Annotated in this window: 10 protein-coding genes; 8 read left to right on the forward strand and 2 right to left on the reverse strand. The window is 25.9% G+C overall.

Features of this window, described 5'->3' with window-relative positions; all coding sequences use genetic code 11:
* Window positions 1–219: transposase (locus tag JG780_RS09410; RefSeq protein WP_287570305.1), on the reverse strand; the 219-nt coding region annotated here is incomplete at its 3' end.
* Between the two features lie 97 nt (window positions 220–316).
* Window positions 317–460 carry a hypothetical protein gene (locus JG780_RS09415; RefSeq protein ID WP_287570306.1) on the reverse strand — a complete coding sequence of 48 codons (144 nt, stop codon included), beginning with the start codon at window positions 458–460 and terminating at the stop codon, window positions 317–319.
* 413 nt (window positions 461–873) lie between these two features.
* Between JG780_RS09415 and cas6 the strand changes: the two genes are divergently transcribed.
* From cas6 to cas2, 8 genes are read left to right on the forward strand one after another with little or no spacing between them, the layout of a single operon-like run.
* Window positions 874–1608: a CRISPR-associated endoribonuclease Cas6 gene (gene cas6 / locus JG780_RS09420; RefSeq protein ID WP_287570307.1), complete on the forward strand. Its 735-nt coding sequence runs from the start codon at window positions 874–876 to the stop codon at window positions 1606–1608.
* Window positions 1609–1620: 12 nt separating this feature from the next.
* Window positions 1621–3315: a hypothetical protein gene (locus tag JG780_RS09425; RefSeq protein ID WP_287570308.1), complete on the forward strand. Its 1695-nt coding sequence runs from the start codon at window positions 1621–1623 to the stop codon at window positions 3313–3315.
* 14 nt (window positions 3316–3329) lie between these two features.
* Window positions 3330–4235: a type I CRISPR-associated protein Cas7 gene (locus JG780_RS09430; protein ID WP_287570310.1), complete on the forward strand. Its 906-nt coding sequence runs from the start codon at window positions 3330–3332 to the stop codon at window positions 4233–4235.
* 12 nt (window positions 4236–4247) lie between these two features.
* Window positions 4248–5018, forward strand: a complete 771-nt coding sequence (gene cas5 / locus JG780_RS09435; protein ID WP_287570311.1) for a CRISPR-associated protein Cas5 — start codon at window positions 4248–4250, stop codon at window positions 5016–5018.
* Window positions 4996–7404, forward strand: coding sequence for a CRISPR-associated helicase Cas3' (gene cas3, locus JG780_RS09440; RefSeq protein WP_287570312.1), 2409 nt, complete (start codon window positions 4996–4998; stop codon window positions 7402–7404). The genes cas5 and cas3 overlap by 23 nt, the downstream gene beginning before the upstream one ends.
* Window positions 7401–7877, forward strand: coding sequence for a CRISPR-associated protein Cas4 (gene cas4 / locus JG780_RS09445; RefSeq protein ID WP_287570313.1), 477 nt, complete (start codon window positions 7401–7403; stop codon window positions 7875–7877). Before cas3 ends, cas4 begins: the two co-directional genes overlap by 4 nt.
* A gap of 5 nt (window positions 7878–7882) precedes the next feature.
* Window positions 7883–8878 carry a type I-B CRISPR-associated endonuclease Cas1b gene (gene cas1b / locus JG780_RS09450; protein ID WP_287570314.1) on the forward strand — a complete coding sequence of 332 codons (996 nt, stop codon included), beginning with the start codon at window positions 7883–7885 and terminating at the stop codon, window positions 8876–8878.
* A 2-nt stretch (window positions 8879–8880) separates the two neighbouring features.
* Window positions 8881–9141 (forward strand): CRISPR-associated endonuclease Cas2, encoded by a 261-nt coding sequence (cas2, locus tag JG780_RS09455; protein ID WP_287570315.1) that lies wholly within the window; start codon window positions 8881–8883, stop codon window positions 9139–9141.
* Window positions 9142–9325 lie beyond the last annotated feature (184 nt).

The raw sequence follows: 9325 nt of genomic DNA on the forward strand, positions 1-9325 counted from the left end.
CATCTCTTCTTCAAAAGATTCTTTCTTTGGCTTACCTCTTTTACGTTCTGCATCACCATACAAAAGATAATTCTTAATCCAAAGACGAACTCTATCTGGCGGAATACCCAAAAGAGAAGCAATAGTCTTCTTAGGAAGATTTTCTTCAATGAAAAGTTTAACAACCTGATTTTTTAGCTCAGAAGGATACTTTTTGAATTTTTGCCCTTTCTTTGCCAATGAAAAACACCCCCTAGATAGTTATATTTTATCACTTCCGGGGGTGTTTTTTATTTTCTTTCTTTTCTTGGGTTCAGTGCACAGGCGGGAATATTATTTAAAACAATGTAGGTTGGTCTGTTTCAGGAAGATGGTCTAATATATGGAGCTTTCTCATTGTTTCTATATGGGCTTTACTTAGTTTTGTTCTTTTCTTTAAATCTTCAATTGATGTAAATATTTTTTCCTTTTTTTGTTTCATAGAGTGTGCAACACTTTCACTAACACCTGGGATTCTAATTATGAAGGCCTCGAGTTTTATAAGTCAAAAATAAATTGTATTTATGAAACATTAAGTTACTTGCATTGGAATATTTTCTGGTGAAAAAGTATTTACACATCCAAAAAGTGTAAAAACAATAATAAGTATAGCTGTGGTTATTAAAAATAACTTTTTCATGTTTTTCTCCACCTTTTAAATGATTGATTATAATTATAACATTAATATTTTATCTTTGATTTTATCTACAAAATAGTAGATATAAGATTTTTAAAGTTCTTCGTGATACATAAATATGCTTTAACTTAAATAACAAAAATATGTTATAATTTAAATAAATAGAAACATAATTGAAGCATTATATTGGATATTAGTAATGTTGGGGTGATGAAAAGGTGAGATTAAAGTTAGAATTTGTTTCAAATGAGGATGTAATTTTACCTGTTGGATTTAATAAGTATATTCAAGCGTTGATTTATAACTTATTTAGTAGTAGTTTAAGACGATTTGTTCACGAGGAAGGGTTTAGAAGTAAAAGAAAATTTTCACTTTTTTGTTTTTCATCAATTCTGGAAAGAGGAAAGTATTTTAAGAATATGAAAGTTTTTAATTTTGGGAAAAAGATAAGCTTTTTTATTTCATCTCCTGTGGAAAAATTAATGGAAGATTTAGTTTTAAACTTATTTAAAGGAAATGAGTTTTTTCTTGGAGAAAATAGAATATATTTATCTTCTGTAGTAACTGTTCATAAAGATATTACAAAAAATACGTTGGAGATAAAAGCTTTAACACCAATAGAGGTTCATAGAACTTATAAAGAAGATGGAAAAAATAAAACAAAGTATTTTACTCCGTTTGAAAGAGACTTTGCAGAATTAATAAATTTAAATTTGAAAAGTAAATGGGAAGCGTTTTATAAAGAAAAATTAGATAAAGATATAGAAATAATACCTCTTTTTAAAGATGATAGATACAAAAGGGTGGTTTTTTATGGTTTTGGTGATAGAAAGTATGTAGTTGAAGGCTGGAAAGGAAGGTATCTTCTAAAAGGAGATCCATTTGTTCTTTCCTTTGCATTTGATACGGGGCTTGGGAGTAAAAATTCACAAGGTTTTGGTTTTGTCGAATAAGGGGGAAGAAAGATGATAAAACAAATGATAGAATTTTCAAAAGAATTAAGAGCTTCTGGATTTTATGATTTGCTAGAAGAAAATACCGAGGATTTAGTATATGTAATTATTCCGCTAGATGATAAAATGAGGTTTTACTATGTCTTAGAAGAAGAACATTATGATAAAGTAGGCTTATTAAAAAATGTAAAAAAAATTAACGATGTTGATGATGATCTTAGAAAAATTTTAAAAAATGTAAAAATTTTAACTGCAAAAATTCCCGGTGATGAAAAGGGTAATAAGAGCATTGGTGGAAACAAAGGAACAAATTCGTACAACTTGTTTATATTCCAAGGAGTTAAAGGAGATTTGGCCAAAAAAATAATGAAAATCTACAATAAAAAAACATTAAATGCACATAAAAATAAAGTTGAAGAATCTTTGTTAAATAAACTTGTTTTCAAGGAAGAAGAAGCTAACTTATTGTTTGAAAGTGTTAAAAAAATGTCTAATCAAATATTTGGTAAAGAGTATGAAAAAACTTATAAAAATATCTATTTTGTGTTTGAAATAGATAATAAGGAAATTTATAAAGATTTCCATTTAAAATACTCAAAAGAAAAAGTATTTGTTATTGACAAAATACAAAAAAGAGGTACGTGTCCCATATGTCATAAGGAAGATGTCATTTCAATACCAGGAATTTTTAATACTTTAAATGATAAAAAACCGTTTATAAAACACATAGGAAGAAAAACAGAATATAACATAATGATTTGTAGAGATTGTGCTTTTGAACTTGTTAATTTTGTTGGAAAATTTTTAAAAAGATTTTCAATATTTCCTTTGCTATCAAGGAAAAAACTCCAAGAAATAGAAATTAAATTTCTAAAAAGTACTGGTGAGAAACTGGGATTTAAAGAAATTTTAGATCAAGTATACAAAGAAATTAATATAAAAGATATGCTACTTGATTTTTATCTAATAATATATACGAACGATTTAGTATATATTGATTATGTATCAAATTTTAGGTATTACTTTAATGAAACTAACATTTTTGAAATTGAAAACAATTTAGATAATCTGTTTGATGGTAATTTAAAAAAGAATTACTTTGACCAAATAACAATTAAGAATAATTTATTAGCTAAAAATATTTATAAATACAGAGAAAATATCTTCGATTTCGTTTATCGCGCAAAATATGATTCATTAAACAAAGAAATACTTGATAATATCTTTTACGATTCACTAACCTGTTACCTGAAGGGATTACATAGTGATGAAAATATCTCTCTAAAACAAATTGAAAAATCTTTTGAAAGTTATAAAAAATTGAACAAAATCTTTGGGGGTGATTTTATGGAAAATTTAGAAAAATTAGAAAAGAAAGAACTAGAAGACCAAATAGAAAACAGGTATCAATATTACTATCTACTTGGAAAGATTACAAGATATCTTCTTGGACAATCAAAAACCTCAGATAAGACACATGCTTTGGTTGAACCATTTGTTAATGTAAATAACTCAAAAGTTTTGCTTGAAAGAGTTTTCGAGCTTTTCAATAAATACAAACATGCTATAAACTTTTATGATGAAAAATTCGATAGGTATTTTGGTCTAGTTCTAAATTATTTTAACTGTGAAAAACTACCAGAACAAATATCCAAAAGTGACAAATTTTATTTCTTTGAAGGATATTTCTCAGGAAAAAAATTATAGGGGGAGGGGTATAAATGTTTACGAAAAGATGCTATGGAATAATTGTTTTAAAAAGTGAAAACAGTAACTGGAATGCTGATTTTACAAAATATCCGAGAAGGCTTCCAGATGAAAATGCAACTATATTTGCCACTGATAAATCCGCAAAATATGCTATTAGAAAATTTTTTGTAGACTTAGGAGAAAGAGTATTTGTATGGAGAACGTTTAAAGAAAATGGACAACCAAAATCCCTTGAAGAAACAGATCAATATTGGCAAGAAATTTTAAAGGATGAAATAAAGAAGATAACAATAAAGGAAAAGAACAACAAAAAAATCATTGACAGATATGACTTTTTTAATAAATTTATAGATGTAAAACTATTTGGTATAACATTTGCAGTTGGTGAAAGTCAAATGTCAATAACAGGCCCTCTTCAAATAAGTTATGGGGTAAATAGATACAACGTTAATGTACCTTTTGTTGTTGATATAGCATCACCTTTTAGAAACAAAGAAAAAGACAAACAAACCACATTAGGAAATGAAATAAAAAATCTAAAGTCATATTATGTGTATGACTTTGTTTTAAATCCAAGGAACTTACCGGAAGGTATGGAACTTACCGATGAAGATATTACAAAGCTAAAAGATGCTTTGAAAAAATTTGCAACAAATTTAAACACTACATCAAAAATTGGAACTGAAAATGCTTTACTTTTATTTATAACACTAAAAGAAAATTCAAAATTAGTTCTACCAACTATGAAAAATTTAGTTAAAGTAACTAAAGACGAAGTTATAGATCTTTCAGAAGTTTCTAATTTGCTCGAAAAATATAAAGAAGAAATAGAAACAATTGAAGTTTACAATAATGATTCAATCTGTAAAGTTGAAGGGATAAAAGATGATTGGAAAAAGGGTGATATTTTACTTTGAGGAGGGCTACATATGAAAGCCTTTTCTTTTGAGCTTAAAGGTGATATGGGTTTTTTTAAAAAGAACGATACTAACTCTATAGTATATACTACATATAACTTTATCCATAAACTTGCAGTTTTTGGAATTTTTGGAGCTATATTAGGGTTTGAAGGTTATAAAAGAGACAAAAAAAGTAGTTTTATGGAATACTATGAAAAATTTAAAAATTTCAAAGTAGCAATTATTCCTTTATACAAAAAACCACCAAAAAAGACTTTAGTTATATATAACAACTCAACGGGTCTTGCTTCAAAAGAAGCTGGTGGGGTATTGCAAGTTAAAGAACAAGTTATAGTTGAAAATTTAGGATATAAAATCTTTGTCCCTTTTCTTGCTTCATTTAATGAAAATGAAAAACAGCTATACGAAAAATTAGAATATATGATTAAAAACAAATATGCAGAATATCCTATATATTTTGGTAAAAACGAGTTTTTAGCATATTTTGAAAATTATAACTCACTTGAAATTAAAAAATTAGAATTTGAAGAATCACATGTTAACTCACTAGTAAAAATGGAAGACGTTGAATTTTTTAAAGAAGAATCAATAGATGAATATGAATTATTTGAAGATGATATTGCGCAAAAAAATACATCAATAATAGAAGAATTACCATACGATTTTGATGAGAACCATATTTATAAAAAGGATATATTTATCTTTACTGATAAAAAGCTAAAGATAAAAAGAAAGGAAAACTTTTGGAGGACAAATAATGAAGTTATTTACATTTTCTAAAAACATAGATGACAAAATAGCACATAAAAATGGAGAAGTTTTTGAAACTTTTTATGAGCATGCAGAAAAAACAGAAAAATATTTGGAAGATATAATTAATAAATATGGATTAGAGGAAATATTAAAAAAACTCTTTAAAGTACTTGAAATAGATTTTTCGTATATTGAAACAGTAAGGGAAATTATAAAATATCATGACATAGGGAAACTAACTGATGAATTTCAAGAAGGCTTAAGAAAAGAAGATATTAGAGTAACCCACAGCGATGTAGGATTTTACACAATTACAACACTTTTAACAGATAAACTATTATCTAAAAATTTAAAAAATAAAGAATTTTTATATCTATTTTTTCTTTCCACTGTGGTGTCAAGACACCACAGTATTTTATTAGATATGGATGAAAATATATCTTGGAATGAAAAAAAGGAAAAATATGTAAAGTACGTACTTGAAGATATCATAACAGATAATGATAAAGAGACAATTGTGGAAAAGACAAAAAAAATATTTAAAAATCTAACTCAGAAAAAATTTAAAATCTACAAAAAATTTGAATTTTACATACTCTATAAACTGATAAATTCACTCCTCATAACCTCCGATTATCTTGCTACCTTGGAGTTTATGAAAAACACAAAATTTGAGTCAAAGATAATTGATGGGAATTTAAAAGAAAGAATAATAAAAAATATATCATCGAAGAAAATAGAAGGAAATTTTAATCCCGAGATAGACGAAAACTTTGATAAATTAACAAAAATGAAAAAAGAAGACATTTCGGATTTAAACGAATTAAGAAGCGTAATAGCTGTAAAAATAGAAGAAAAATTTGAAAAAAGCGATAAGAATGTATTTTTTATTGAAGTACCAACTGGTGGAGGCAAAACAAATATTTCTCTAAGATTAATACGAAAATTACTTGAAGGGAAAAAGAAAGTATTTTACGTATTACCTTATATAAATATAATAGAACAAAATTTTAGGTATTTTTCAAAATTTATTCCTCAAGAGTGTATTACAAGATATGATCATAAATATGTAAATATAACTAACGATGAGAATATAGAAAAAATGTACATCCAAACGCTATTTTTAAATTTTCCATTTGTATTTTCTACACATGTAGGATTTTTCGATATGTTCTTTAGAAATGGAAAATCAGATAATTTTAACTTTTATCAAATAGCAAACAGCGTAGTTATTTTAGACGAGGTGCAAGCATACAATCCTAAATTTTGGTATACACTTTCAAATCTTTTCTATTATATAAGCAAATATCTAAACACAACAATAATTATTATGAGTGCAACACTTCCAGATTTTACAAAATTTACAAGCAAGAAAGATTTTGTAGATAATCTAACCCCGGATGTTGCAAACCACAATTTTTTTGAAAGGGTGAATACTTCTTTTTTAAACGAAAACATTGAAGAAAAAATTTTAGAAGAAATTAAAAACTCAAAAAAAACTCTAATAGTAGTAAATACCGTAAAAGAATCTTACAAAATATATGAAGAATTAAAAAACAAAATCGATGGAGAAGTATATATATTAAATTCCACACTTCTTGATATTAGAAAAAGGGAATTAATAAGTTATATAAAAGAATATGATAAAGAAAAACCTTTGGTTCTTGTTTCAACGCAATCAATTGAAGCAGGAGTAGATTTGGATTTTGATGTAGGTTTTAGAGCTTTTTCCCTACTTGATTCAATAATTCAAACCATGGGAAGGGTTAACAGAAACTCAAGATTAAAAAAAGCTAAGTTGTATTTATTTGATGACAACGGAAAATGGAAAAAGATTTATAAAAATGATGAAAGAGAAAAAATTTTAGAAGAAAACTTTTCAAAATTTAAAAATGGAAAGTTAAATCTCAAAGAATTTTACTCATTAACAATAGAGAATCTAAAGAAAAAAATAAACACTTTCACAATAGATTATTTTAATTACTTCGAAAATTTGAAATTCAAAAAAATAAACAGCGAACTAAATTTAATTGAAGGTTATAACTTTTCACTATTTATCCCACTTGAAATTCCTATAAGTAAAATAAAAAATTTAAAAAAAATACTATTGGAATATAATTTAATCTCTGAAAAAAGCAAAATTTTGCAAGGGAAAAAGATATGGGATATCTTTGTAAATAATGAATTTAACTATGTAGAATTCCAATTATTTTCAAAAATATTTTCAATATTTGTTGTTTCATTGTATAACTACAAAATTGAAGGAAAAAGTATTAAAAATATTCTAAAAGATGAGATGGTAGGAGAATTCTATTTTGCAAAGGATTTTGAAAAGTATTATAGTTACGAATCTGGATTAAATGTTGAAAAATTTTTAGAATTGAAAGCTTCAAGGGAGTATGATTTTATATGATAACAGGAAGTTTGATACAAGCATACCTGGTCTGTAAAAGACAAGCATGGCTTCTTTCAAGACAATTAGTTGGTGAACAAGATAACGATTTAATTGTCATTGGACGTTTAATATCCGAAGAATCATATAAAAGAAGCAAGAAAGAAATAGCTATAGATGGTGGGAAAATAGATATAGTAAAGCAAGAAAATGGATCTCTAAAATTAATTGAAGTGAAAAAATCATCAAAAATGATTAAAAGTGCCAAATTTCAACTTTTATTTTATATGTGGAAATTAAATATAGATAACGGAGAAATAAGAATACCTAAGGAAAAGAAGGTGATAGAAATTAAAATGACAGACGATAACAAAAAACAATTGCTAAACATAATAAACGAAGTGGAAGAAACTATTAACGATTCTAAATTACCAAAGCCAGAAAGAAAGAGTTATTGTAAAACTTGTTCTTTTGAATATTTTTGTTGGAGTTGATATATATGAAAGAAACTGTATATATCTTTTCAGATGGAACTTTAAAAAGAGAAGATAATTCTTTAGTATTTATAACAAAAGATAACATGAAAAAACATATACCTGTTGAAAATTTGAAAGAGATTTATGTCTTTGGAGAGGTTAATATAAACAAAAGATTACTTGAATTTGTTTCAAGAAAGGAGATTATAATCTCTTTTTTTAACCACTATGGGTTTTATATTGGAAGTTTTTATCCAAGAGAGCATTATAATTCAGGATTTATGATTTTAAAACAAGCGCAACATTATATAAACAGTAAAAAAAGATTATTTATTGCACGAAAAATAATCGAAGGTGCAACTAAAAATAGCTTGAAAGTTTTGAAATATTACAATAAAAGAGGCAGAGAGTTAAATGATCATATAGCAGAAATAGAAGAAAATTTAGTAAAAATATCTAATATCAATGAAATACCTAAACTAATGCAAGTGGAAGGAAAAATAAAGAAAGTTTATTATAGCGCCTTTAATAAAATAATTGAATCCAAAGATTTTAGTTTTTCTAAGAGAGCAAAAAGACCTCCTGTTGATAGAATAAATGCATTGATTAGCTTTTCAAATTCCATTATTTACAGCATTGTTTTAAGAGAAATTTATACAACGCATTTGGATCCAAGAATAGGTTTTTTGCATTCAACAAATTTTAGAAGGTTTTCACTAAACTTGGATATTGCAGAAATATTCAAGCCTATATTAGGTGATAGAACTATTTTTAGTGCAATTAATAAAAATGTAATTAGTATAAAAGATTTTGAAAAGAGTTTAAATAGAGTCTTTTTAAATGACAAAGGAAAAAGGAAATTTATCGAAATTTTAGAAAACAGATTAGGTGAGACTATTAAGCTGAAAAAGCTAGGAAAAAAAGTAAGTTATAGGACATTAATAAGAATGGAACTTTATAAACTGGAAAAACATTTTTTAGGGGATGAAATTTATACCCCTCTAGTTATGGAGTGGTAAAGGTGTTTGTTATTTTATATTATGACGTTAACAAAAAAAGAGTTTCAAAAATGCTTAAAACATGTAGAAAATATTTAACCTGGGTTCAAAATTCCGTTTTTGAAGGAGAGATAAGTATTTCTAACTTGGAGCGTTTAAAGGTTGAGTTAAAAAGCATCATTAAAGACGAAGATTCGGTGGTAATATATACTTTCAAACAAATGTTTTATAGTAAAAGAGATGTGTTAGGAAAAGATAAAAAGGAGGAAACAAAATTTATTTAGTAAAAATTCAGTCGATGAGTGGTAAGGTAAAAATAATAGGAATCCGACAGAAAAATTTATAAACTTTATGTTAATTTTGTTTTATTTTGTTTATTTAATTTTCAAAAAGTTTGAATTTTAGATAAAATGTAATATAATTATAATAAAATATATGGTTTTTACCTTACCTTGGAGGAATTGAAAT

It is taken from the genome of Thermosipho sp. (in: thermotogales), from assembly GCF_020054775.1.
In the GTDB taxonomy this organism is placed as follows: Bacteria; Thermotogota; Thermotogae; order Thermotogales; family Fervidobacteriaceae; genus Thermosipho; species Thermosipho africanus.

Coding starts and splice junctions, on each gene's coding strand:
- JG780_RS09415 (WP_287570306.1), bottom strand. CDS start 460: ATGAAACAAAAAAAGGAAAAAATATTTACATCAATTGAAGATTTAAAG.
- JG780_RS09425 (WP_287570308.1), top strand. CDS start 1,621: ATGATAAAACAAATGATAGAATTTTCAAAAGAATTAAGAGCTTCTGGA.
- JG780_RS09430 (WP_287570310.1), top strand. CDS start 3,330: ATGTTTACGAAAAGATGCTATGGAATAATTGTTTTAAAAAGTGAAAAC.
- cas5 (WP_287570311.1), top strand. CDS start 4,248: ATGAAAGCCTTTTCTTTTGAGCTTAAAGGTGATATGGGTTTTTTTAAA.
- cas3 (WP_287570312.1), top strand. CDS start 4,996: ATGAAGTTATTTACATTTTCTAAAAACATAGATGACAAAATAGCACAT.
- cas4 (WP_287570313.1), top strand. CDS start 7,401: ATGATAACAGGAAGTTTGATACAAGCATACCTGGTCTGTAAAAGACAA.
- cas1b (WP_287570314.1), top strand. CDS start 7,883: ATGAAAGAAACTGTATATATCTTTTCAGATGGAACTTTAAAAAGAGAA.